This is a genomic window from Brevibacillus fortis (assembly GCF_046196545.1).
In the GTDB taxonomy this organism is placed as follows: Bacteria; Bacillota; Bacilli; order Brevibacillales; family Brevibacillaceae; genus Brevibacillus; species Brevibacillus fortis_A.
In genome coordinates, this window is record NZ_CP176370.1 from 4,343,508 (window position 1) to 4,367,168 (window position 23,661).

32 protein-coding genes are annotated in these 23,661 nt (G+C 45.5%); 2 read left to right on the forward strand and 30 right to left on the reverse strand.

Annotated features, from left to right (window positions below; translation table 11 throughout):
• Positions 1-28: 28 nt before the first annotated feature.
• From ACKKE8_RS21355 to ACKKE8_RS21500, 30 genes are all read right to left on the reverse strand, one after another.
• Positions 29-301, reverse strand: a complete 273-nt coding sequence (locus ACKKE8_RS21355) for a hypothetical protein (protein ID WP_409174794.1) — start codon at positions 299-301, stop codon at positions 29-31.
• A gap of 14 nt (positions 302-315) precedes the next feature.
• Positions 316-1,383, reverse strand: a complete 1,068-nt coding sequence (locus tag ACKKE8_RS21360; RefSeq protein WP_409174795.1) for a hypothetical protein — start codon at positions 1,381-1,383, stop codon at positions 316-318.
• Positions 1,380-1,958, reverse strand: coding sequence for a hypothetical protein (locus ACKKE8_RS21365; protein ID WP_409174796.1), 579 nt, complete (start codon positions 1,956-1,958; stop codon positions 1,380-1,382). Before ACKKE8_RS21365 ends, ACKKE8_RS21360 begins: the two co-directional genes overlap by 4 nt.
• On the reverse strand, positions 1,943-2,383 hold the full coding sequence (locus ACKKE8_RS21370) for a hypothetical protein (protein ID WP_409174797.1): 441 nt from the start codon (positions 2,381-2,383) through the stop codon (positions 1,943-1,945). The genes ACKKE8_RS21365 and ACKKE8_RS21370 overlap by 16 nt, the downstream gene beginning before the upstream one ends.
• Complete coding sequence (locus tag ACKKE8_RS21375) at positions 2,384-2,947, reverse strand: phage tail protein I (protein ID WP_409174798.1); 564 nt, start codon at positions 2,945-2,947, stop codon at positions 2,384-2,386.
• Positions 2,940-4,052 (reverse strand): baseplate J/gp47 family protein, encoded by a 1,113-nt coding sequence (locus ACKKE8_RS21380; RefSeq protein WP_409174799.1) that lies wholly within the window; start codon positions 4,050-4,052, stop codon positions 2,940-2,942. The genes ACKKE8_RS21375 and ACKKE8_RS21380 overlap by 8 nt, the downstream gene beginning before the upstream one ends.
• A complete protein-coding gene (locus tag ACKKE8_RS21385; protein WP_409174800.1) occupies positions 4,039-4,335 on the reverse strand; it encodes a hypothetical protein in 297 nt (98 codons plus the stop codon). The genes ACKKE8_RS21380 and ACKKE8_RS21385 overlap by 14 nt, the downstream gene beginning before the upstream one ends.
• Positions 4,336-4,358: 23 nt before the next feature.
• Positions 4,359-4,760, reverse strand: a complete 402-nt coding sequence (locus ACKKE8_RS21390; protein WP_409174801.1) for a phage tail protein — start codon at positions 4,758-4,760, stop codon at positions 4,359-4,361.
• Positions 4,730-5,203, reverse strand: coding sequence for a phage baseplate assembly protein V (locus ACKKE8_RS21395; RefSeq protein WP_409174802.1), 474 nt, complete (start codon positions 5,201-5,203; stop codon positions 4,730-4,732). The genes ACKKE8_RS21390 and ACKKE8_RS21395 overlap by 31 nt, the downstream gene beginning before the upstream one ends.
• Complete coding sequence (locus ACKKE8_RS21400; RefSeq protein WP_409174803.1) at positions 5,203-6,219, reverse strand: phage late control D family protein; 1,017 nt, start codon at positions 6,217-6,219, stop codon at positions 5,203-5,205. The genes ACKKE8_RS21395 and ACKKE8_RS21400 overlap by 1 nt, the downstream gene beginning before the upstream one ends.
• On the reverse strand, positions 6,216-6,434 hold the full coding sequence (locus ACKKE8_RS21405; RefSeq protein WP_409174804.1) for a tail protein X: 219 nt from the start codon (positions 6,432-6,434) through the stop codon (positions 6,216-6,218). The genes ACKKE8_RS21400 and ACKKE8_RS21405 overlap by 4 nt, the downstream gene beginning before the upstream one ends.
• On the reverse strand, positions 6,424-8,718 hold the full coding sequence (locus ACKKE8_RS21410; RefSeq protein ID WP_409174805.1) for a phage tail tape measure protein: 2,295 nt from the start codon (positions 8,716-8,718) through the stop codon (positions 6,424-6,426). The genes ACKKE8_RS21405 and ACKKE8_RS21410 overlap by 11 nt, the downstream gene beginning before the upstream one ends.
• A 116-nt stretch (positions 8,719-8,834) precedes the next feature.
• On the reverse strand, positions 8,835-9,161 hold the full coding sequence (locus tag ACKKE8_RS21415) for a phage tail assembly protein (RefSeq protein ID WP_409174806.1): 327 nt from the start codon (positions 9,159-9,161) through the stop codon (positions 8,835-8,837).
• A 15-nt stretch (positions 9,162-9,176) separates the two neighbouring features.
• Positions 9,177-9,707 carry a phage major tail tube protein gene (locus ACKKE8_RS21420; RefSeq protein ID WP_409174807.1) on the reverse strand — a complete coding sequence of 177 codons (531 nt, stop codon included), beginning with the start codon at positions 9,705-9,707 and terminating at the stop codon, positions 9,177-9,179.
• Between the two features lie 18 nt (positions 9,708-9,725).
• Entirely contained in the window at positions 9,726-11,186 is a 1,461-nt protein-coding gene (locus ACKKE8_RS21425) for a phage tail sheath family protein (RefSeq protein WP_409174808.1), read from the reverse strand.
• Positions 11,186-11,479 (reverse strand): hypothetical protein, encoded by a 294-nt coding sequence (locus ACKKE8_RS21430; RefSeq protein ID WP_409174809.1) that lies wholly within the window; start codon positions 11,477-11,479, stop codon positions 11,186-11,188. Before ACKKE8_RS21430 ends, ACKKE8_RS21425 begins: the two co-directional genes overlap by 1 nt.
• A 1-nt stretch (position 11,480) precedes the next feature.
• Entirely contained in the window at positions 11,481-11,957 is a 477-nt protein-coding gene (locus tag ACKKE8_RS21435) for a hypothetical protein (RefSeq protein WP_409174810.1), read from the reverse strand.
• A complete protein-coding gene (locus tag ACKKE8_RS21440) occupies positions 11,954-12,511 on the reverse strand; it encodes a phage tail protein (protein WP_409174811.1) in 558 nt (185 codons plus the stop codon). The genes ACKKE8_RS21435 and ACKKE8_RS21440 overlap by 4 nt, the downstream gene beginning before the upstream one ends.
• Entirely contained in the window at positions 12,508-12,840 is a 333-nt protein-coding gene (locus tag ACKKE8_RS21445; RefSeq protein WP_409174812.1) for a hypothetical protein, read from the reverse strand. Before ACKKE8_RS21445 ends, ACKKE8_RS21440 begins: the two co-directional genes overlap by 4 nt.
• 9 nt (positions 12,841-12,849) lie before the next feature.
• Positions 12,850-13,026, reverse strand: coding sequence for a hypothetical protein (locus ACKKE8_RS21450; RefSeq protein WP_409174813.1), 177 nt, complete (start codon positions 13,024-13,026; stop codon positions 12,850-12,852).
• 14 nt (positions 13,027-13,040) lie between these two features.
• Positions 13,041-14,075: a major capsid protein gene (locus ACKKE8_RS21455; RefSeq protein ID WP_409174814.1), complete on the reverse strand. Its 1,035-nt coding sequence runs from the start codon at positions 14,073-14,075 to the stop codon at positions 13,041-13,043.
• Between the two features lie 14 nt (positions 14,076-14,089).
• Positions 14,090-14,482: a head decoration protein gene (locus ACKKE8_RS21460; RefSeq protein WP_409174815.1), complete on the reverse strand. Its 393-nt coding sequence runs from the start codon at positions 14,480-14,482 to the stop codon at positions 14,090-14,092.
• A 1-nt stretch (position 14,483) separates the two neighbouring features.
• A complete protein-coding gene (locus tag ACKKE8_RS21465; RefSeq protein ID WP_409174816.1) occupies positions 14,484-15,656 on the reverse strand; it encodes a head maturation protease, ClpP-related in 1,173 nt (390 codons plus the stop codon).
• The gene (locus ACKKE8_RS21470) at positions 15,634-17,226 is read right to left on the reverse strand and encodes a phage portal protein (protein WP_409174817.1); all 1,593 of its coding nucleotides are present in this window, start codon (positions 17,224-17,226) and stop codon (positions 15,634-15,636) included. The genes ACKKE8_RS21465 and ACKKE8_RS21470 overlap by 23 nt, the downstream gene beginning before the upstream one ends.
• Before the next feature lie 2 nt (positions 17,227-17,228).
• On the reverse strand, positions 17,229-17,468 hold the full coding sequence (locus tag ACKKE8_RS21475; protein ID WP_409174818.1) for a DUF6148 family protein: 240 nt from the start codon (positions 17,466-17,468) through the stop codon (positions 17,229-17,231).
• A gap of 16 nt (positions 17,469-17,484) precedes the next feature.
• Positions 17,485-19,383, reverse strand: coding sequence for a phage terminase large subunit family protein (locus ACKKE8_RS21480; RefSeq protein ID WP_409174819.1), 1,899 nt, complete (start codon positions 19,381-19,383; stop codon positions 17,485-17,487).
• Positions 19,380-19,547 (reverse strand): hypothetical protein, encoded by a 168-nt coding sequence (locus ACKKE8_RS21485; RefSeq protein ID WP_409174820.1) that lies wholly within the window; start codon positions 19,545-19,547, stop codon positions 19,380-19,382. The genes ACKKE8_RS21480 and ACKKE8_RS21485 overlap by 4 nt, the downstream gene beginning before the upstream one ends.
• Positions 19,541-19,879 carry a hypothetical protein gene (locus tag ACKKE8_RS21490; RefSeq protein ID WP_409174821.1) on the reverse strand — a complete coding sequence of 113 codons (339 nt, stop codon included), beginning with the start codon at positions 19,877-19,879 and terminating at the stop codon, positions 19,541-19,543. Before ACKKE8_RS21490 ends, ACKKE8_RS21485 begins: the two co-directional genes overlap by 7 nt.
• A gap of 264 nt (positions 19,880-20,143) precedes the next feature.
• Positions 20,144-20,434 carry a hypothetical protein gene (locus ACKKE8_RS21495; protein WP_409174822.1) on the reverse strand — a complete coding sequence of 97 codons (291 nt, stop codon included), beginning with the start codon at positions 20,432-20,434 and terminating at the stop codon, positions 20,144-20,146.
• A gap of 294 nt (positions 20,435-20,728) precedes the next feature.
• Positions 20,729-21,496, reverse strand: coding sequence for a hypothetical protein (locus ACKKE8_RS21500; protein ID WP_409174823.1), 768 nt, complete (start codon positions 21,494-21,496; stop codon positions 20,729-20,731).
• A gap of 654 nt (positions 21,497-22,150) precedes the next feature.
• On the opposite strand from ACKKE8_RS21500, the gene ACKKE8_RS21505 reads away from it, so the two are divergent.
• The gene (locus ACKKE8_RS21505; RefSeq protein WP_409174824.1) at positions 22,151-22,372 is read left to right on the forward strand and encodes a helix-turn-helix domain-containing protein; all 222 of its coding nucleotides are present in this window, start codon (positions 22,151-22,153) and stop codon (positions 22,370-22,372) included.
• The gene (locus ACKKE8_RS21510; protein WP_409174825.1) at positions 22,359-23,483 is read left to right on the forward strand and encodes a tyrosine-type recombinase/integrase; all 1,125 of its coding nucleotides are present in this window, start codon (positions 22,359-22,361) and stop codon (positions 23,481-23,483) included. The genes ACKKE8_RS21505 and ACKKE8_RS21510 overlap by 14 nt, the downstream gene beginning before the upstream one ends.
• The last annotated feature ends 178 nt before the right edge of the window (positions 23,484-23,661 follow it).

Sequence of the window (23,661 nt, forward strand, 5' to 3'; positions counted from 1 at the left end):
TGCATCTGTTAGTGCTGCTTTTTGTTGTTCAACAACGGTTCTTTAGTTCATCATCAGTAGTTGGCTTGACTGGTATATCGACGTATTCGTACCACAACTTCTTTGTAGTCGGATCGATGTACAACAACGCATCCTTGCCGGGCTGAGAACTTGCAGCAGGTATTTCTTCCACGAGCGTCCCCGTTTCAAGCAATTCTTTCTCGCTTTTTTGTAATCCGTTGATCGGATCAAAAGGGACTGAATGGATAAACACCACTTTAGCACGCAAACTGGATTCACTTATAAACTCCACGTATTTCATGTAACCACCCTCCGTTAGCTCAGAATTTTAAACGTTTCACGCAAACAAACAGGCGTTGGAACGGTGGAGTCTTTGTGGGTCATATATACGTCACCGTTGGGAGAAGTCATAAGATCGAATTTCCTACCTGCTGGTCTGATTACTTTCAAAAGTGTACCAGTTACAGCATTAAGCTTTTCTAATCTGTCGTCTCCAACATATCCATTTTCGTCGGATGCCGAGTATAAGAATTTCCCATCCCTAGACACAGCAATAGATGTTGTTTTCACACTAGATGAGTAAGTCCAGCGGTAACCACCACTTAGGTTAAGCGAAACGATTTGGTCGCTCGAATCGTAGCCACTGGAATACACATTGCCTTCCGCATCGACAGCCAACCCCTTTCCAAGCGGAGCTAATCTTTTGTAGTAATCCGTTGCATTTGACGTGTTTATGCGGTGAATGTATCCTGTTTGGGCAGCAACATACAATGAGCCGTTTGCATGGGCAATCAGCGAAGGAACAAAGAAAGAATACCCTAGTTGGTATGTCCATTCGACAGTTTTACTCGGTAAGATCGTTTTCCTAACTTCTGCTGTTGACGCCGACCGTTTACACTCTGCAATATACAGGACATCTGCCACTGACTGATCAACGGCAAAATTCCAGTAATCGCTCTCTGTTTGACCGATTTGAAAATCTATTCCAGTTTCAATAGTACCAGTTGATTTATTGATTTTGAAAAACCCAACATAATAGTTGAAATCTGTCTTTTGAAACGCTAACTGAACCCATGGAGTATCGTCTTTGCCCATTACCACTTTCATAATACCAGGGTGATTTAGCGCCCCTGTTGGGTATATTCTCGCCTTCCAAATTTGATTGAGTTGAGAGTCGTATTTAATAAGGTTATTGCCGCTGGAAGACCCGTCATTAATATAAAGATTCCCCAACGAGTCTACCGCTCTCACCCATGATGCCTCTTCCCCAAAAGTAAATAGAACATGCGGCACGTTCAGATTCGAAACCCCAATATTTCCGCCAATCTTGTACTTGCCCAAGCCTATGCCATGATCACGTAGTACATCACCAAAATTATTCATCGAAGCACCTCGTTTACAGGGTTTCGTTGGGCATCGTAGGTGATGTCCCACACTTCTGTTCGTCTGACAGTCGTTCCATTAGTCCCATAAAAGGTTCGTGTATCGACCGTGTAGTTGTCTCCTACTTTGCTAGATAGAACAGACTTCATAAATAAAGTTCCGTCTTTTCGTTTGTACTCTACAATTGTGTACACCTGTGCAGAAGTATCAAAGCTGCTGCGATATTTCCGAAGAGACTGCTGCCCATCTTTATCCTCCGGTGACATAAAGCCCGCTGCTGACAACGTAGCAAGGGCATGTGCTGACCCGCCTGCTCCCACATGAGACAGAGGTGCATACAGAGTATCAGTAGTTGCTTTATTAATTGCTTTGTCTTGTACTCCTGCCAATTTTGTATAATCGGGGGCGCTCATAAATCCAGCCACAGATGAAGTGGCGTTAGGGTGAGTATGACTCTTAGGTGCTGCCCCTACTTGTTCTGCCGTTACCTTGTGCGGATTGTCTTCTCTGTTCGCGTGGGCGTTTACTTTGTCCTGAGCTCCTTCAGGAGTTTCCCAAATCAGCGAACTGTCCAAAACGGCACTAACGGAGCATTGCCAATAATCATGACAACATCGAATGTTTTCTCGATGAGGTCACTTCCACCATTAGCTGGAATGTACTCAGCAGTAGTGCCGCAATTTGCGTAACCATACAAGATTTCCCCTTCAGTTGGATCCTGAGCAAACAATCCAATTTCGCGGAAATAAAACCCTGTGGTTAAATCTTTGTTACTGATAACTGTTCCGGCTACTGCTTTCCCGCCTGGCATGGTCTTCAGTTTTGCGATACCAAGAGACTGCTTTTGGCTAATCAAAGCATTAAGATCGATTATGCTTTGGCCGCCTAATTCCCCATCCCCAATGCCGAAACGGGTGAATTTTAATTCCACACCTGTTTGAGCCTTCGCTTGTAAATTTCGCCCTTTGTTCGTTAAGGTGATGCCACCAAAAGCCACCATCTAATTCACCTGCCACAGTGTAATCTTATCGCCCGTGTGAATGATTCCTGCAAAATACAGGTTGAGATCCTCCACCTGGGAGATTTCTATTTTTTCAAGCCATGAGCGAGTGTTCTTTACCGAATTGAGCGCCCGCGTAAACATGAGCGCTTGTTCCGTCGTTACGTCCCGGTTATTCGTGATCACCTTGAAATAGCCAGGTTGCCCGCCATATTCAAACCACTCTTCTACTCGTCCATCACCAAACACCGTGGATATCAACTCTTCCACAGCAGCAGGAGTCCCTTTCCTTCTATGCCACGTTAAGCTGTTCTTTACCAATTCACGGCGCGTTTCCAAAGGCAATTCTGGGTCGTAAAAATCTACGTGGAATTGCCAAGCTAAAAGGTCAATCACTTCCTCGGGATGTTCATCGATCCGGGACATAATCTCGGTTACTTTTATAGCTTTGGAAATCTCCTGAAACTCAGGTGAAAGGGCCTCAGCTATGAATACAGAATCAGGATCTCGCTTCAAGCTTTCAGGGAGGATGTCCAATAGGGAAACATTGAAAATATCAATCATCTTCCAACCCTCCATAATTCACTGTCGTGTTAAGGTCAACTGCCACTTGATGAGTGGCGACAGCTTTGTAAACTGGCGTTACGACCGCCACTCGCTTTGCCCCTGCGTTTTTTATTCGAGTGATTAATTCCGTTGGGTCGATATCACGCCCAAGCTTAGACTTCTGCCAAACCTTATAATCTTGAATCGCTTGCTCCACCTTTTGCCTGATTGACGCAGCTACACTGCTATCTGATGTACGAATCCAATAAGTTAGGGATATGTCGTAGGTTATCGCTTCAGGAGCTAGCACCTTAACATAATCCGTGAGTGGCCGAATGCTCCTGTCATTACACACCTGGTTTACCAAGTCGAGTATCTCCTGTCCCGGTATTTCTCCGCCCTTTAAAAGAGGTCGTATCTCAACTTCGACTGGGGCAGGGCTCTGAACTGAAACATCCACGATCAAGGGACTGGCTGATCTTGCCCAGTATTTGTATGCACCATCGGGACCTGCAACAGAGAACTTTTCAGGAGCCTGCTGAATTCGTTCTGCATACGGATCATCTTCTTCTACATCTGAACCTCCATCACTCTCGGTGATGTTTTCTACTGATTGAATCCATTGAATCGGATCTACCAGTTGATTAATTTGCCCGGGTAGATAACCATTTCCAACGCTCCCTGCTTGCGTGCATTTCACTTCAACATCCACATAGGTCTTACCTATTGGAACAGGTACGTCCTTTTCAACAGCAAAAAAAATACCGTCTCCTGCGCTTACACGGGTTCCGGCTGCGATGGTTTGAGTTTGTGTTACAGATAAATGGAAACGCTCAGTTGTTTTGGAAAAAGCAGGTTCCAATCTTGGTGTATCCACAAATGCCCCAAGATGATCCAGCTTATTATTTTGAGCATAAGCAAGTAAGTTTTGCTTTGCGCTGTAATCTATGTTTGACCGTTGTAAGGCTACCAAATAGACAAATGACTGGATCAGTTTACGTCTCGGATCAGCTTTCGTAAGCGTTACGTCTGCCTTTTCTTCGAATCTCGCAACGACTTCCGCTTCGATCTGTTCGGCCGACTTTTGAGCAAATTGAATGTCAGGTAGATTAAGGCGTGCCATCGCGTATCCTCACTTTCACGATTGGTTTTAGTTGTCCTTCCAGTTCGTTTCCCTGAAAGGTGATCCGCGTCACTTCAGCCCTCGGCTCGTATGTGCGGATGGCTTCCATGATTTTTGCGCGTGTTCGAGCTTGTACAATTGGCAAAGGGGCATCTATATCTGGTCTCCAGGCGAATGCACGGTCTAACGGGCAAGAAAATTCTACGGTACTCAAGATAAAACTGATGTTCTGTAGGATAGCCTTAATGCCTGTTGCGCCGAAATCAATCTTTTGTAAGTCCATCGTTACCTCGTATTCCAGTGGGCTCACCTCCTCATGTACTCTTCCAGGGTGACATTCAGGTCACCCACGAGCAGCCTACCTAAGCCGTCAAAACGTTGCCAGCCTTGCTTGCATGATTTGACGATCCACTGGTCCATCCCGAGAGGCGTATCCCCCACAATTAAGGTTTCAGCTTGACCAGATCGGCACATCTCCAAAACCCTGTCCATCTCACCTTTCGGGTTAACCCCGTGTGAAACATCAAAACGCATGGTGAAAGATATCTCATCCAGTTCAGGGCCGAGGAATTCGCTAATCGCTTTTTGCTGCTGTCGGTCATGCTTCGCCCATCTGCTTGAAGCTGAACGAGTGAAGTCGTCAAAGGTTCGCACGCGGTTGAGTGAGACTTCAAAGACTATGTCTCCAAAACTTCCGATGAGCGCCATTCTGGTTCACCTCGTTGTGTCGTTTGGTTATACGTCACTGTTGCATTGTTAATCACGATATGGCCACCTTCTGGATGTAAAAAGTCAATGGTGAGTGTGTGTGTTTCCCTATCGTAGTCGATGAAGGTGCCGTCCCCAAAACGGATATGCCGCTTGTTTTTGTTTTTGATTGGCAGCTTATCCTCTTCGTTGTACAAAGAGCCAAGGATAAAGCCTTGTGCGTTTCCGTTTGGTAGGAACAAACACAAGACTTGTTCTTCTGGATCGGGAAGCCAGTAGTCCTTGTTGGTGAAGGAGTTTTTGACAAGAACATCAAGGTCATAGGAGACAACTTTATCTCGTTCATCAAAAGCTACTTTGGCCGTCCCTTCTTGATAGTCAACGGATGAGACAATACCAACCCGGATTAAATTATTGAGAATAGATTGAATCATCGTCTGCATCAGTATCCCCCCAAACATTTACGTAGCTCCATGGACATCTCATACCCGCTTTGCTGGCTGCGAGTTATCTGAGTGATGATGTACTTCCCATCGATTCTCCGTCCAAACTCTTGCAGATACACTGTATGCCCAGCGACATAAACGCTATTAGCAATCATTACCATAGATGCTACGGACGTGTCTTTATTGGCTTCACGTAGTTTTTTTCGAGCAAGGCGTTGCGCCTCGCCTATGGATGATACACGCTGATTTACATACAAAGTCCGACCTGTTTTAGGCGCGTTAGGCGGCGTGTATGTGTACGATAATTTTTTCTTTTTCTTTGGGCTTTGATATTCTACACGGCAGGCCCGATACGCGCCTTGTGTAGTTAATCGTGTCCGAAAACTCTTAATCGATGGGGCGTCCCTCTTAATGGTGTCGATGGCAGGGCGTGCCTCGTACTTTTCTTCGTCGAAAATGACCAGCTGCTTGTCCGTGATCTTTAGGCACAGCCCCGCATCGTTACATAGGCGCATTAGGAACACAAGGTCCGTCTCTTCTGTTTGCTCGATCCGATCATATTCCACATCTTCAGCGTCAAAGAAAAGCTTGAGTCCAGCCTTTCCGGCTTTGTCTCCAGCAATCACAGAGAGCCTGGTTTTTTCCCAGGCTCTGTTCTTGGGTTCCCCTCGTAATGAAGAGGACTCCGGTACGGATATCGCTTTTATTGATACAGCAGATGGTGGAAAACTGATTTCAATTTCATCAATCTCAAACTGACCAAGGGGAAGGTAGTCGGTTTTGCTCTCCTGTTCCCAATTTTCGCGGATCACTCTTGCTTTGAGAACGGCTCCTTCTTCAGGCATCCACGGCCCACTCCAATTCCGCTCTTTATCTGCGACAGTGATCTGCAGGTCATCAGCTTGTCCGCTGAGGTTATCGGTGTGAGTCCAGCTCGTCAGGTACGGTTGCAAGTCAGCCGTTATGTCGTGGTTGTCATAGAAAACCTGCAATTTGGCACGCCTTGCCTTCATGAGCTATCTCCTCGTTTCCATGGCGGAAGGTTATCGGGTACTGGTTCTGAAATCTCTGGGATGGCTAAGATGACACCAGCAGGGAATACCACGATGTGACGGTGGGATGGATTCGCGTCAATCAGCTCTGTCATCAGGTATTCGTTCTCAAATGCACGATAGGCAATCGTGTCCCACATATCACCTTGAATTGTTATGTAGGTCTTACCCTGCATAAGACACCCTCCTTTCCTGATGGTAGACGCCCCTCAATTGCTGTTCCAGATTTCGCTTATCTTGCTGGAGCATCGGTTCCAATTCTTCTTTGGAACCTCCATTGAATACTGGAGAATACGTCAGATGAATAACTGTTCCACCTCGCGACATGCCAAGTGCATCACCAGCTTGTTGCCAGAGGGAAGCAGCACGGCGCGATCCATTCAATGGGATGACAGCTTCAGGTCCTGCTTCGGCAACCATTCCGATGTGGGGACGGGTCAAAATGCCCCCATTTGCATACGCTGGAATCTCCATGCCCATATTCCGAGCTGATCGACGTTCATCCATTTTTCTTGCTTGGACAGAATAGTCTAGCTGGAACTCCTGTAACTGTGGAAGAGAGGTACCCGTCAGGCTGTTTATTCCAGACGAAATTTTGTTGACGGATTGAATAATCCCGTTTGCCATACTTTTGAAGTGGTTAGAGATGCTGATTCCCATATCCATAGCACCTTGTTTCAGATGGTCCCAGTTGTTATACAGCGAGATTCCGGCTTCAATCAGACCCTTGATTGGCCCTAAAGCTACAGACAATAACGGATTGTTGTCTATCGTCTGCCATAGCTCGATAGCTTTTGCTTTCGCGGTATCCCAGTTGTTATAGAGGTAGATCCCTGCAGCAACCAATCCCCCAATTGCTGTTATAACTAATCCAATTGGGTTCATCATCATGGTGAGGTTTAGCAAACGTTGGGCAATGGTTAGTTTGCCTGTAGTAGCTGCAGCTACAGCAGTTGCGGTTGTGGCTGTTGTCTGCGCTGCAGCCTGTCTAATAAATAGCGACTGTAGGCCATTACCCATGAGTGCTGCCTGTGTCCACGCGAATTTCAAACCAATCCAGGCGACTCTAGCCCCTATTACAGCTGTAGTCCCAAGCACGACCGCTTTTGTTACTGTTGGGTACTTCTCTGCAAGTGCAGCCGCACCCTGTGCTCCTTGAGATATCACAGTAAACGCTTGGTTTAACGGTGGTAATAGTATCTGACCAAAGGCTACAGCTGTTTCGGTTGCGCTATTTTTCATCAGTTGCATTTGTGCTGAAGAGGTTTGAAGCCTGGCTGCAAATTCCCTACCCATCGAACCTTTTGCAGCTTCACCATTTGCTAGTTCAAGTTGGCGATTTAACTCTTTCGTATTATTTGCTAGTTTCGCCATCGTGTCAGAATGTTCAAGGCCAACGAGCTCTACCATGATGCCTAGCTGCTTGTCTTGTGGCATTTTCCCAACAGCTTCCATCACTTTTGCTAACGTGCCTATGGCATCTTTTTGCATGCCCTTCTGCACTTCAGATGTACTTAGCCCTATTTCAGCCATTGCTTGTCTAAATTTCTTTGTTCCTTTGTCTGCTGCTGCCAGTTTGGAAAAAATCGCATTCACGGCAGTTCCGGCAGTTTCGGTACGTTCGCCTAGAGTTAATAGGGTAGAACCTAATGCCGCCATTTCTTTACCAGTTACTTTTACAGAGGAAGATACCCCGCCAGTCCTCTGCATAAAGTCGATGATATCTCCACCCTTTGAGATAGCGTTATCATCCAGATAGTTAATAGAGTCAGCCAACTCATCAATTGCTGGGATGGGTATTTTGTAGAGTCCAGCGATTTTACCCATTTGTTCAGCCAATTCACCTGCAGGCATCTCGAAGGCTGTTGCCATCATTGAGGATGTTTTGGTAAACCCGATCAATTCATCTTTTGCAACACCCATACGAGCTCCAGCAGTTACCATGTCGGCGATTTCATTTGTCGCAATCGGGATTTCACGGCCTAATTGTTGAATCTGTTTGCCCATGCCATAGTAGACTTGGGTCAGCTTACCGTTTTCGTCCCGTGCCCCCTGCACCTGACGTGCAACTCCGAGCATGGCGTCTTCAAACTTCATAGCTGCTTGAGCTGATGCTGCTAATGGAGTGGCCATTACTGCAGTATCGAATGCCTGACTATGGAGACGAGATGCTTGCTGTTGAAGTTCATTTTGTCTTTGTGTAACGCGAGATAGACGCTGATGAGCTTGGGCGGTCTTATCGATTTGTGATGTCAATTGCTGGTGGGCTTTACGGTATGCCTCTGCTGAAATTTCTCCGTTTTTATACCGCTCTTCGAGCGTACGCAAAGCTCCTCTTAGGTTTTTTGCATCATTACCGAGCGAACGGATCTGGGAAGAGGCAGAAGCAAATGCCCCTTTGAAAGACCCAGCGATCCGCCCTCCAAGCAGGAAACTCATCTCATGGATTTTCCGAGCCATTTGCTATTCCTCTCCTTTCGGCCATACCTCGGATGCTGCTAATATCCATTCCTCCAAGTCCCACAGTTCCAGATTCATTAGGTAATCGAGTGATGTGGCGGTAACATTCGAAAGCTTTAGGATTGTTTTTCGGAGGTCTCGGATGGCGTGATCTCCGGTAAGGTCAAACCGTTCAAAAAAAGTGACACCTGCCCGGTTACTTCCATAAAGTCGGGACCATCCAAATCTTCGATGTCATCCACTTTCCATCCTGAAGCCTGAGCTGCGACAATTGCTTGTCCCTCCAATGAGGCATGTAATGGGTTTAGGAGGGTATTGCCTCTTAATCGAGCTTCTTTTTCAGCCGCAATTAATTTTCGGCCATTCATCGAATCGAAATCTAATGTGATGGATTTGATTTCTTTCCCATCAATTTTGGTTGGTTTTTTAAATGTGATGATCATGTAAATGTATCCCCCTTATAGCCCCAAGGCTTTTCGTGTATCAGCGAGTTGGTCTACGCCGTCGATTACGCAAATGAAGTTTAGCTTGTCTATTTCCACGATTGTCTTGCCGTCGTAATCGATCTTCAGATACAGTGCTTCAACTTCTGCCGAACCGTCCATTGCACTTCCGGTCTCGAATTTTCCTGGATCAACTTTAGTTGTTGGTCCTTGGACTACAACCTTCACTGCGACTGTCTTAGATGCTCCTTCACCCGCATCGTAGAGTTGAAGCGCACCACGGCAATCTAGTCGTTGCGATTTCTGACGTAGTAGTCCAAACATCTCTCTCGTAACAGTTCGGAAACTGAGCGAAAGCTTCATGCTCTGAAAGTGCCCTAACGTCGGAGAGTCATACTCTCCTGCGATACCTGCCCCTTTGACTGTATCCGTCATCAACTCAAAAGAGGGAAGCTGAATGTCAGCCACCCCTTTCAAATCATTGGAACCGTCCAAATACACCTTAAAGTTCCGTAGTCTTTCTGGAATCGTATTTACTCCTGCCAATGTGGTTCACCTCCTGTTTTAAGCCGCAAACAGCGTGCTCATGTAGCTTACGTCGTATTCCAATTGGAACTCCAGAACCTCGCCTGGTGTTGGGGAAGCTAAGAAAACACGGAAACGAATGATACCGTCAAGCAAGTCCGTCGTTGGATTGTCTTCTTCTCGAAACTCAATGCGCCCCCCAAGCAGCGCTCCTCGTGCAGCTAATCCATTTAGCCAGATGTTCATTGAATCAATCACAGTGTCGATCAGACGGCGATTCGCAGGATTATCGACCTTCTGCCAGTACGTCAAGATGATCGTGTTGGCTACCCAGTTGAATGTTCTACGGACAGGGATGAAAGAATCTTTCACATCCGTGATACCAGGGTAAGCCGCAGTGCGGTTGCCCCATAGCATCCACCCGCCAATCCAATTTAGAGCTGTCACGATACCCTGTCCGTTGAGGAAATTCGCTTGTTCTGGTCCAATCTCTATTTCCTCTCCTGCATCATTTACAAGGCCAATTGCTTGCAAGGATTTATTGGATGGTGACTCGTATGGAAGGTCATCATTCTTTGCATCTACCTTGCAAATCAGTCCGGCAGTCTGTGTAGACAAGTGATAAATCTCATCACCCAGTTTTACCTTTGGCCAGCAAACGATTTGTAACGGATCGGTGTAGTTGTTGTCATTTTTCCATGCAGGTACCTCCGTGTAGCGATCCGCTCCCGTTGCAGAAGAGTCAACGTCTGTCACGGAAATAGCTTTAAACAAACCGTTGATATTCCCGGATTTCGCTTTCATAATCGCAGCAACCACTGGGTCGTGGCTCCAACCAGGAGCAAGGATTTGACCAGGGACAAGGCGGAACATCGGGAACACCTGGTTGATCAACTCAAGTCCAGTGTATTTTCCGGTGGCCACATCAACGCCCCCGATGAGGTCTGTCTTGGCCACTGCTGATGGATCAAGATGCGTAAAGGATACAGCAAGGCTTGGATGTCCTTCTGGAATGGCACCGCCTGGGATAGCAGTTAAAACAACCTTTCCCGCGCTGTCAAATGCTGCTGTGTAGTCCACATTCTTTTTCAAGGGCTCTCCTGCAGCTGTTAACTTGACAATAAGACTTCCAAGCATAATCCCATCCTGTTCAATCTTAGCTGCGCCTTTGATCAACGTAACCGTGCTGTCTGATACCTCTTTTTTGTGCTTCGTAGGGTCTAAAACATTTACAAAGACTACTGGAGCCACATTAAACAGCTGAAAGTGACTTTTCATGAACTCGCATAAGGAGTAATTTTTCCAGTCAGAGGAGTAACCGAGTCCCTTTACTGCTTCTTGATACGTGTAAGCAAGGAACGGCTTGTTCACAAACTCTTGTGACTCAGCCAAGTTGACTGGTGCTGTACCAAAAACCACGGGGAGCCCCGCTGACACACGAACCGGAGAGATAATAGAAGTGGGATTTTCGGATATGGTGACCCCATGTTTATAAGCCATTATTCACCGCCTCCTTTCGCGTAAGACTTGATTTCTTCGTTCCATGTGTGTTGAGCTGTCCCTTGGATTCGAATAGCCGACAGAGTATTTGCTAAGCTTTCCGTAGGGACAGAAAGCAATTGAATTGCAGGGCACTTTTCAATGTGTGGCTCAAACTGTTTTGGTAACCCACCAATGTAACTGGTGGCATGCATTAACCCCATTTTTGGTAGGTTTGGGCCGCAATAGATGAGGGTGTTAGTCAAATCTACTGGATTTTTTTGTTCTCCCTCTTGCTTCTGATTTTTTGCCATCTCATTCACTCCATTCTTCGTGTACTTGTGGCATAGTTACTTTCAGAGTCATACCCGCTATCCATTCAGGAAAAGGTTGTTCCTCTGGCAGCTCATCTTGAAATGGCCTTCGAACTTCAAAAGGCCCTCCGATTTGTGGATGGGCCAGTAGTTGTCGTTTGATCGTCGTTAAAACATTCATGGGGTCGCGCCATCCGTTTTCATCGTCATTGCTATAAGTGCAGACAATAATTCGGACATTAGCTAAGCATCCAGCATCCTCATCATCTGCATCCAAGTAGCGCACGATGACCCAAGGAACTTCGGGACCAGCATTCGGATTTGCTGTGTATCGCTTGCCAAGATATCCGGTATAAACGTCCGGTGCCTTTCTCAGACCATCTACCTTTGTTTCTAAGCGTACGTCCTTGACTATCTCTTTAATTCGCGTTGCCAAGATGTCAATCATGTCATTGGGTGTCAATGCAATTACATTCATGTCTGGCCCTCCAAGAGACGGTTTATTTCATGCTCCAGGCGCTCATCCATGACAGCAGCTGCTCTCTGTTCCACAGCGTCGGTAACTTTTACGTTGCCAAGCATTTGCGGAACAGAGGGACCATACAACTGCTCAATGGGGAATCGAGCCTTGCCTGCCCGCTTGAACACACCGAGATGGCCACTCTTCAACTGTGTTACAAAGGCTTTTTTGATAGGGCCACCCTCGCCGCGTTTGACGCGAACAACAATTTCTTTCTTCCGCTTTGGCTGGGGCTTTTTCGGATTAACCTGAAACTTGGTAAGAGCGAAAACATACCCTCGGGAAACTATAACAGCATTCAGATTTGACGGACTCGCCTTTGACACTTTGATTGTATCGAGCACGTCTTTATGCCTGATATGGTAAGTTTCCCTTGCCTTTCGTGACGCTTCCGTTTTGGCGGAATCAACTGCCCTGTTCATAGCGCGAGAAAGCGCCTTTTGAGCTCCACCAGGGATGTGCTGCAAAAGACGCTCCGCTTTTTCAATCTGTTCAGCTGTGAACTCAATCATGTCTGATTGCCCTCCAGGTCAATCACCAAGACACCCATTTGATTATCGCAATCGACCACTCGATACAATTCTCCATCGATCTCCATGAAAGAATCTGCTGCTGGAATGTCAGGGAAATCAGAAGCATTGGCATACACTTTTATCGTACCTGTGTGAATGCCTTCAGACATGCTGTAGTGGTCTGAAGAATTTTTACGCTGTCTACCTGTTGTGGCGTCTTTACTGATCACGATCAAAAGTCGCCTACCGTCAACGTTATGAAAATCGCCAAATTCGTTTGGATTAATGAAGACAGTCAGGTCAGTAGCAATCTGATCCTTAAAATTCATATCAGTCACCTACTTGGTAGAGGTATCATCCTGCTTCTGGTTAGCTTTGGAAGACTTTTTTTCTACTTCGATAGCATCTAAGTCTAGTAACCGCTGCACTTCCTCTTCTTTAAGACCTGGAATCTCGTCTCCGATTTCAAACAGTTTCCCGTTGTGCTGTACTTTTACTTTTGCAATATGAGCCATTCAAAATTCCTCCTTTACAGAACTTTTGCTACTACCCAGCCTGCAACATTAGCAGGAACAGGTAAAGGACGAGAGAGCATTTGAAGCCAACGTTGCGCAGGTTCCACAGTCACCCAAGATTGGGGAGTAATCATACCTTTTACTTGAACGAACTGCTCTGATTTGGGGTCCATAACGACGTTAGCCCCATAGTGGAAAGTAAATTTATCACGTGTGGACATAATCGAAATCGTACCGGCTGGGATGAATGGTTGCTCTGCACCATTATCGTCAGTATAGGTACCAGTGTAGCTATAAACATCCAAACCAACATCACGGAGGCGACCATGGTATGTCACACCATCAGGCAGAAGTGTAGTGTCGATTGTCCCTACATCCACCCCACGATTATTTGCAAGTTCCAAAATTTTCGGGTGACGCATCAAAGCGACAGCTGCATCGTAATCTGCTAGGACAATGTTCGGTGTTGGCGCATTTGCATCCATGATTTTCTTTCGCTGTTGTGCCAAGAATTTGATTGGATCTGAAGCATCATTATTCCAAAGGTCTGTGCCTGAGAGAACAACATAGTTAGTAAAGTCATAATCAATCACTTGATTTACACCTTCACCGATTTGCGTGACTTTCCCAGTAAACATAAGTTCAGATGCTTGCTGCACTCTACGACGAGTAATTGTATCCTGCAAATCAATGATATCTTTGGCAAGTAGTTTACGAGCGCGAACTTCTGGCTGATCGGGATTAAAAAGACTTTCCCCTGCAGTTCGCGTTTTCAAATCGATTGACGTAATTGGTCTGGCTGGCTTGATTAGTGCGGGCTTGTACTGTTTTGCTGTGAATCCGGTTCGCAGGACGACTTTTCCCGGTTGCAACTCTGATACGTACGGAGCAATTGGTTTATTGCCCTTGATCGTCTGAATTTCTACATATTCCGTGTCAAAAGGTTCGCCATCCTGAAAGAATGTGTCCAGAATATATGTGCTTGGTGGAGGCAGTTGTCCGACTACCCTAATAAGTGTAGGTAAAGCATAAAGGTCTTTAATAGCCATATATTGTGTCCTCCTTATTTCACAACTCGTTTGGTGATGATTCCGATGTTTCGCAATGCAACTTCATGTTTAGCAATAGTATCCGTGCCGCCGAACTTCAATGCATCACGGTTAAATTCACCAGAGACATATGCCGTCGCCCGCTGATCTGCTGTAGTCGCGTCAACTTCCTCATCTGCAAGGATTCCAAATGGAGTTTGCGAACCGTCCGTCTTAGTGGAGTCTACAGGGGCAACAATGTATGTTCCTGCGAACTGGCCTGTAGTAACTTTTTCAACAACACCGAGCACAGTTCCGCGAGATAGATGTACGGTTGGTCCTGATTTCACAATTACAGAAGCTGTGGTAACTGGAGCAACCATACCTGCAATCAGGTTGTCGCCTCCATTGATTTCATATGTTGGCATCCTACTTCACTCCCATCATGGCTTTGATTTCAGCAGCAAGTGCGTCAGCTTCAGCCTGGGCTTCTGCTTCTGGATTTTGATTGAGCGGTGCTTCATCTGCTGGAACATTTTCAACTCCACTTGCTTTCGAATCAGCTGCACGATTTTTCGCTTCAACTGTCAATCGTTCTTGTGAAGCTTTCACAATATCCATTGCTGCTTCTCCAGCTGTTTTACCCTCTTCTATTGCCTTAGCGACGATCTCCGCTGCACCAGGTGCCCCAGATAAAGCGTTCAATTCAGTAATGCGGTTTCGTTCCTGTGTAACGCCACGATTGATGATCTCATTGTAGAGCTCTGGGTATTTTGCTTTTAATTCGTTCATATCCATCGTCTTCGGTTCCTCCTTCATTTGTGGTTCGTGTTTTTGTTGCTGATTCGCATGGTCTTCCATGTTGTTCGTTACTTGTGTTAATCCTTCCACATGCGGAAAAATAGCAGACATATCTAATCCCTCGAACAGGTTTTTGCTTTCGTTACTGAAGATCTGAGCATCGCCCCCGCCTTTGATTATGGTTGCAATCACAATGTCTCGGAGTTTGGCCTCGACATCTGGCGGTATTTCTCCGCCCGACATGCTGTTAGATACAGCAAGGAGTGAATTACCCTCATCGAACAGGATTCCATCAGCAAATCCAAACTCAACCGCCTGCTGCGCGTTCATCCATGTTGTTTTGTTCATGAGGTCCAACAATTCATCCATACTTCTTCCAGTCTTCAGACGATATGCATTGGTAATTGCAACATCTGTTCCGTGCAGCATGTTCGTGTTGCTAGAATGAGTATTCTTGTCCCCAGCCGTCCACGTTGCGGCATTATGAATCATCATTTGTGAAGTTGGAGACATCTTTATTTCGTCCGCAGCCATCGCCAGAAATGAGGCAGCGCTCGCTGCTACGCCTGTGATTTTAGCAGTGACTTTCCCTGGGTATTCCTTCAGGATGGTGTAAACCTCGGACCCTGCGAACACGGCACCTCCAACCGAATTGATATAAAGCTCGACATCATCTCCCCGTGCTTCATCCAACCCTTTCGATACCTTTGATGCACTGATGTAAGGCATATTGAACCAGTCATACAACCAAGTGCTTCCATCTCCAATTACAGGGCCATTAAGTTTGATCTTCTTCGGCATCTTCTTCACCCCCTTTCTTTACGCTTTTATCCGTTGTTAATCCATGCTGTTCACGGATCCGTTTTTCGTAGGACAGCTGTCTTACATTGCTTTCGTACTCCGATCCAGTTAATTCAGCGGCCTCCCGTTGACGAGTACTAAATCCATTCTCGACGCGGATAACCGCAGCGTTCGCTTCCTTCACTGGGTCTAGTTGTCCTTGTGACGGACCATGCCATTCCGCTTTTGTGTAAGCTTTAAATAGCAACGGATCATCAAAGATTCCAGGGGCATCGATTCGCCCCTTTAATACCCCTTCTACGAACCATTCCTCATAAACCGGCTGGCAGAAGTCTGCTGACATCCACGCGCGGCGCATGCGGAACATCTTCCATGCTTCAAGAAGAGCGGCCCGTGAGGCAGAATAGGAGGCAGTAAAGTGTTTTAATAGCAACTCATACGGGATTTCCAGTGAAGCACCAACCTGCCTTAGAATCGATGTGACAAACGGATCAAATCCTGAATTTGGTCTCCCGGGATTTGCTATTGTCGCTTTCTCTCCGGGGTTCAAAAATTGCACAGCTCCATTTCCAAGCTTCAAGTCATCGTTTCCTCCAGGCAATGGCTCACCAGTTGGATTATCGAGTGGAGATCCAAGCCCAAACTGATCTTGATCCAAATCAGGACTTTCGATAAAGACTGTGAACATGCCGCTGATTACAGCTGCCATCAACTCAGCTTCTGTGTAACGCTCCAACTGTTTCAGTGCTTCGATGACTGGAGCAAGAATGGGTACACCGCGCCGTTGTTCTGGTCGTTCAGCCTCCATCAGATGAAGGACGTTACGGCGACCGCTCAAATCTCCCACAACTTGTACCCTGTGCCACTTCGTTGGAAGTCCTAGCGGTGATCCAGGATGTTTGTTGGCGAACCAGTAAGCGACCACCATCCCATCATCGTCAACCTCTACACCACTGCTGATCTTTCCATAAATCCCTCTTTCCTGAGTGGTAGGGTTGCAACACCTATCTGCCTCCAAAAGTCTCACACGGAGGTCGTAGACGGTGTGATGACGTGGTAACAGTGGAAGTAGAACAAAAGTATCCCCGCTCATCATCCAACTCAGAAAAGCAAGCTGCTGTAGCTCATAGAAATTGTGTAGACCAGCAGCATCACAATCTTTTGAATCAGCCCACAATGAGAACTCACGCTCAATTTGTTTGCGTAACTCACCAGCTTTTTCATCTGACAGTCCTAAAAAATCGGCATCAAAGTTAGGCTTCAGCCGTAACCCCGTGCCGATTACATTGGTTCGTAACGTTTTGATTGATCCATTCGCCAGAGCACCACCCATGTACAAGTCCCGAGCCCTCGGGCGCAGTTGTTCAAGATTCTCATGAATATCATCATCAGCATCTCCAGCTGCAGGATTCCAAGAGACCATCGACTTCTTTTTACGACTTCCCCCATGGTCCCCGTATCCTTGATTGAATACTTGTTGGATTGCACGCTGCCGGACAATTGCTGTCTTAGCCCGCTCTCTTTTTGCCGCCACTCCTGGAGCAATGAATTCTACGGCTCGATTCCACATGCTCATGAGTCAATAGGTATGTACCGCCGTACTCTTCGACGTGGACCTGCTCCCGCTTGCTCACGCTGAATATCATCCACTTGCTTTTGCCAGTAACGAATCTGTTCCTTGACGTCTTTTAAATTGGCACGAGTAAGTGTTCTTCCACTTATGCTGTAAGATTGGCTTGTCGCAAGAGCTAAATCACAAGCAAGCCATGCATCAAGATGCTTTTTTGCAACCTCGTATGTGTACAGTGACATTCCCTTTCACCTCCCTTCAAATACTGCTTGATGTGCCCCTACGTCTCCTCTGTTGGTTTGAAGCGACAGATGTGGATGTTGTAGTCGTTTCTTTTGTAATCAAGCTTGATGATGCGTATGGTTGCATGCCTTCAAGGTCAGGTTGCAAAACCTCAATAGCGGCTCGATTGTACACCGCCAAGTCTAACGGCTCATTTCGTGCACGAACTTTAACCCAAACCTGATATGGGATGCCCATCTTGTACCGTGTTTGCAGTGCCTCAGCTGTTAATCCTTCGAAATATTGCCGTTCATACCCCCGATTTTTCTCCGGTGTTGTTAACGGAAAATGGCAATACCCTCTGGTTTTATTTCCATTCTCGTCTACAGGAAGCAGTGAGACTGCGCTCATGACTTTCGATTTACCCTCATCTACACCAAGACGCAAAACGGTGGCTTTATATCGGTTGTTTGTAGAAGTTCCAATGAAGAGTGGTAAGTAAGTACCATCTCCAGAGCTCTCTCCCTTAATAGCAAACACCCGACGAGCTGCTCGTTCCTTACAAAACTTGTAGACTTCATTGGTGAAGTGACCACCAGAATCCATGCATGTAATAGCAATCGGGAAATTCCGACCTTCTGCATCAGTCCATGTTCTTTTCAGGAACTCATCCAGATCAGCCCAGACCTGCGGTTGCTTCAGATCGCCGTATATGACATGATACTGAATACGCCAATTCTCATGTCCTTCTCCCCACCCCTGCACTTCGACCTCAAATCGGTTATCCTGCGTGTCAACGGCAGCAGTCAGGATTTTCACACCTTCCGGCACATCCGCGTGGTAGATTTCTCGCCGGTTGAGCAAAATTTCTTCGTCCAGCTTCTCGCCTTCTTCTTCCCAAGACTCTGCCATAACGGTATTGAAGAAGGTTTTAAGTAGCTCCGGCCCGCCTCGCTTGGCTGCCTTGAAGTCGTTGACGGCATCTTTCCAGGTGTAGTTAATGGTCGCCGCCAAACTACTTAACTTGAATCCACGAGTCTTCGAATGCTCTTTGGCCGCTACCCAAACCACTCTCTCAGCATAGTCCTTCTTCCACTCATGTTCTTGGTGAAGCGTACCGCAATGTATACAGGCGTGGTAAACCTCAGTGCATGACCTGGTATCCTCATCGTATTCAAACTTGATTTGTTTCCAGGTTAGTTGCTGCAACTCTTCACAGGACGGACAAGGGAAGTGCAATGTCTCCTGAGTGCTGTCCTCGTAAAGAGTCTCAATCCTGGATGCGCCTTTAATTGTTGGTGACGATACCCAAACGATTTTCTTGTTGTAGAAAGTCTTAGTACGAGCGACAACCAAGGAAACTGGATCGCCCTCTTTGCCTGCCGACACTGGGAAGCGATCAATCTCGTCTCCAATGACGACTCGGATCGGCTTGGAAGCCAGAGAAGCAGGGGAATTAGCCCCAGCAATGTTTATCCTGCCGCCGGGAAATGTCTTGTACAAGATCGTATTCCGGCTGTCTCGACTCTTATCCTTGACCACCAGAGGTGACAATTGCGGCGAATCTCGGTACATCGGAGCCAAGCGGTCATTGGAAAAGTCCCGAGCAACCATTAAATCCGGCTGAATAACCATGATCGGAGCAGGATCATGCCCGGTAAAGTAGCCGATTGTGTTGAGTTGTAAGTCCGTTTTTCCAAGCTGAGACGCCCACATAAGCACAACAGATTCCACATTTTTGTCTGATAAGGCCTCCATAGGTACTTTTTGATAAGGCGCTCGCTCTGTCTTCCACGGCCCCGGCTCTGCTGACGCTTCTGGAGATAGAACCCGATGCCTGTCCGCCCATTCTGCAACACTGATTGGCTCAGGAGGCGCAACTAAGGGTACAGTCTGCTTTAGGAGATGGAATGTTTTCCTGCGCTGCGCCTTCATTTTTCATCGCCTGCCAACGGGTCATACTTCGACAGGAGATAAAGAGCCTCATTTATCCGATCCTCAAGTAACCGCCTGATATCTTTCTCATCCGTCATATACTTGAGCTTGTTTGCCATTTTCGGAGGCAGTCCAGTCAGTCGCTCCCGAAAGTTGACTAGCAATGCCCCCCATGCATCTTGTACGTCCGCCGTTGAGTGCAAATTATTGCGCTTTTCCTCCAGTTCGAGCAGAGCAATTTCTTTTTTATCTGTTCGTGCGCAGCTTTCTCGTCCCGATAGCTGATTTTCCCATCACTAGATTCACCTTCTACGTGCTTGATGTACGCTTGAATGGATTCACCGAGCGAATACTTCCCCCGTCCAACCTGCACAAGAATGTTGTCCCTCGTTAATTGGCGTATCCATTGCGGTGATTTACCGACTATCAAAGCCAATTCTGAGGTAGACACCTCTCTATCCTGCAGTCGATCGGTTTTCACTTTTGGTTTCGCCAATTTCATCACCTCACTTTCGTTTTTAGCTAAAAATCACCATTGTTTATTTTTGACGCATAAGATGAAGCCAAAATTAAAAAAGCTCTCATTTAGGCTGGACCCAAGCGAAAGCGCAAGTGAATTTTAAAATTAAGATCTAGCGGGATTTCGGGGCTCGCTCGACCCGCATGATTCTGTCTCTCCAGAAGGACCCGTGAAGTATTTGCACTTGGTCTACAGGCGTTCACAGCCTGCTCACGACGTTTTCACTATCAGCCAAGGGAGTTACCCATCTTTGATTCCCAATCTCTCCAGTGTGGCTTGTACATTGCCAGTTACTTCAATCACATCAACATTGCCACTGACCTGTATGAATAGCTGCTGTCCATCTTCCATCATGAAGAAAGAGACTCCATCCTCATCCTTTGTCGGCTGAAAGCCTTTTACATGGTAGCTTGTGATTACCTGTCCTTGGTCGTTATACTTCACTACCAGAAACTCTCTACTTGTACCGCATCCATAGATTAGTAATACGATGCTACATATCATCAGCATGTGCTTCATCTTTGCTACCATTTTGCTATCACTCCTTTCTCTGTAATAAAAAATGCCACTCTAAATACGAGTGACATGTCGCGAGTATATTTCTTTAATATTTTCTTTAAAGATTTTCTTTAGGCTTCGCGCTCTAATGAAGGAAAAAGTTTGACTGTCCTCGGATTAGAGGACAGTACCGTCCTCTACGTAGAGTACAGAACTGTCAGCGGATTAGAGGACAGTCGCGAGTGTCAGCTAAATAGAGGACAGTGAGCTATGGAGCCTTGATACATATGGGTTTTTGGCTATGACTGTACTCTAATTAGAGGACGGTCATGTCTCATTTTTATCGCGCCCTTCTATCTCAGTAATTTCTTTATTCACCAATTCAAGTAGGGTTTTGTTCCCTATAGTGTAGTTATTCATCAGGAAAGTCTGCCATACGTCCTTTCTTTCCCATTCTTGTTCCTTGCATTCTAATTCTAGAATCGCAATTTGTTCCTTCAACTCCATTATCTCTATTTTATCTTCATCTGTACGTGCAGTAAGTATCTTCGTACTGAGGCTTCTTTTTAACTGTTCCAATTTGATCTCCATTTGTACAATGTCAGCACTTAAGATCGAACGAGCATCCTCATAAAACTCAACATGTTGTAAGAATTTCTCCTGTAGCCATGTGTTTTTTAATATCCAAATGTCTTTCCATAAATCTTTATCGATATCTTTAAGAGATACTTTAATTTTAGGATAAGGATTAAGTGATTTATTTAATGTTTCATCAATATTAGCCATATAGGAAAACTGCATACCTAATATTCTTAGAACACTCTTTAGTTTATAGAGAACAGGCAACTGAGACCTTAGTTCCTTTTCTGCATCATTCCTCTTTTGCATTGTAAACTGATAACGAGTAATTAAATAGGCGACAACGCCACCAATCAAACCACCTGAATAATTTCCGAAGAAAGAAATCCAATCTGAGCCTTCTTCTACAGTCCATTGAGTTCGGAATGAGACTAAAAGATTAATTAGCATAGGTGAACCAAAGATTAATATAAAAATTCCAACCCAAATCGATATTCCTCTATATGATCTTTTCAAATACATTCCCTCCCTAAAATCCAAAATTCGTCAAACTTACTAATTATCCTGTTAAATGGGAGGGTAACATGTACATGTCAACAATAATTGAACTGAATCTAAACATAAGCGCATGAATCAGGGGTTGTGGATAACGATGGAGTAATCTGACAAATTCATCTCATCCTCTTTTATCCCCAGTTTTAAAAAAACGATAATTGTATCCTTAAGAACAAACGTTCTGTCTTTATGATATGATAACCTTATCCATCCAATTTATGGAGGTGAGGCATATGCCAAAAGGTAGCTCTCAATGAGGCCATGGCTTTTGGACTGGCACTTACAAAACCGCATTAATGGCTCTTATATTGTTTGGGATTTACTTGTTATTCAGTAAAAAGCTAGTACAGTCTTATTGAGACCTCCGCCCGTGTGGCGGTTTTTTCTTTCCCCTCTGGCTTAATGAAAAAACCGCCCGTAGGCGGCTGGTGCATATCTTTCTATGCTATTACTATACACCGGGAAAAGCGTCTCATCTCACAAACAAGCCTCAATTTCTTCAAAAAGAATCCTCAGAACATCCTCACGAAATAAAAACTCTCGAACTTAACATTTGTATTCACAAATATAATTTGCTAAATTGTATATATTACGTATGCAAAAGGAGAACGTTTTATGTCATTTTCTTACAAACCTTTGTGGCACCTACTTTTAGAAAAAGACATGAAGAGAACAGATCTACTGAATGAACCAGGCTTATCAACATCTACTTTGGCAAAGCTAGGCAAGGATCAGTATGTTTCGATGGAGGTAATTGACAAGCTATGCACCCACTTTAGTGTGCAACCAGACAAAATTATGGAATGGAAGGAAGATAGTAAAGATGCCAGTGTATAAGGACGACAACGCGAAAAAGAATCCTTGGTATTTTGCAATCAACTACAAAGAAAATGGGAAATACAAAAAGATGCTACGAAGAGGATTTAAAACGAAGAAAGAAGCAGAGGCCGCAATGGTGGAAGCTCAGAATGCACTTAATAAAGGCACGTTTCTTGAGCCGTCCAAGACCAGTTACTCCGTATTTATGTGTAGCTGGCTAGAGGATAAAAAAACTACCGTCAAGGGACGTACATTGGAATTTTATACATTCTTGGTCAATCGCTACATCCTTCCTAATATCGGGGAAATTGAGTTGGCAAAAATATCTCCACGCGACATTCAATCGTTGTATAACAAGCTAAAAGAGGGCGGCAATCTCTCAGATGAAAATATCCGTAAGGTCCACACCATCATCAATGATTCCCTTAATAAGGCTTTTCGTTGGGAGATGATCGCAAAAAATCCAGCTGCTCTCGTTGATCCGCCAAAAGTATCTAAAAAGGAAATTGAGGTTTGGACAGAGGAAGAAATTCAAAAGTTTTTGTCAGCTGCTAAGGATTCACGGTATTATTGTGCTTTCCTTTTAGCGCTAACAACCGGTATGCGTCAAGGGGAGATTCTCGGATTACGTTGGAAGGACATAGATGAGGATAACCGCACTATCTCAATTGTCCAAACACTTTCTCACGACGGAAAAGAGTTATCAGCAGGAGCAAAAACAGATTCCGGCAACCGTCAAATATCGATTGATGAAAACACACTGGGTAAAATCTTGAAACTAAAACACCGTACTAAAGTTGAGACAGTAGCTAATCGACCGTTGTATAACGATTTGGGTTTGGTTATCTGCACATCCGTAGGAACACCACTTTCGCCACGGAATTTAAACAGGTCATTCGACTCAATTATTCAGAAGGCGGGCATTAGGAAGATCCGCTTTCATGATATGAGGCATACTCACGCCAGTTTGCTTTTGAAGCAAGGAGTAAACCCTAAAATTGTTTCAGAACGGCTAGGACACGCAAACGTACGCATCACATTGGACACATATAGTCATCTCTTGCCGAATCTCCAAAAAGATACGGCAGACGAATTCGGCAAACTCTTCTACAAAACGCAGTCCAACTGATATTCGTATCAAAACACCATTCGTATCAAATTCGTATCAAAATCTGTTTTCGTATCAATATGGGACAAGTCTGTTTAAAAGCAAAATAAGAAAAACCCCTTGTCTCCCAAGGGGTTTGAGCTTTTATATTATGGTGATCCGGACTGGGTTCGAACCAGCGACCCCCACCCTGTCAAGA